Source organism: Cedecea sp. B1(4) (assembly GCF_059414925.1).
Genome location: NZ_JCAHMZ010000311.1, coordinates 1 through 267, shown reverse-complemented (window position 1 = coordinate 267; position 267 = coordinate 1). Strand labels below are relative to the sequence as shown.

The 267-nt window shown below is 12.7% G+C and carries 1 protein-coding gene; it reads right to left on the bottom strand.

Annotated elements, in window-relative coordinates; genetic code table 11:
* Positions 1-232: hypothetical protein (locus ACR6JA_RS23090; RefSeq protein WP_494599842.1), on the bottom strand; the 232-nt coding region annotated here is incomplete at its 3' end.
* Positions 233-267 lie beyond the last annotated feature (35 nt).

The following is a 267-nucleotide window of genomic DNA, read 5'->3' as shown; positions in this document are numbered from 1 at the left end:
TTTTTTTTATTTTTAATTTTTTTTTTTTGGTTTTTGTTTTTTTTTTTTTTTTTTTTTTTTTTTTCTTTTTTTTTTTTTTTTTATAAAAATTTATATGTTTGTTTTTTTTTTTTTTGTTTTTTTTTTGGGGGTTGTGGTTTTTTATTTTTTTTTTTTTTTTGTTTAAAAGTTTTTTAAAATTTTTTTTTTTTTGTTTAAAATCAATATTGTTTCTGTTTTTAGTGCGGTGCAAATTTTGTTTTTTTTATTTTTTTTTTTTTTTCGGTG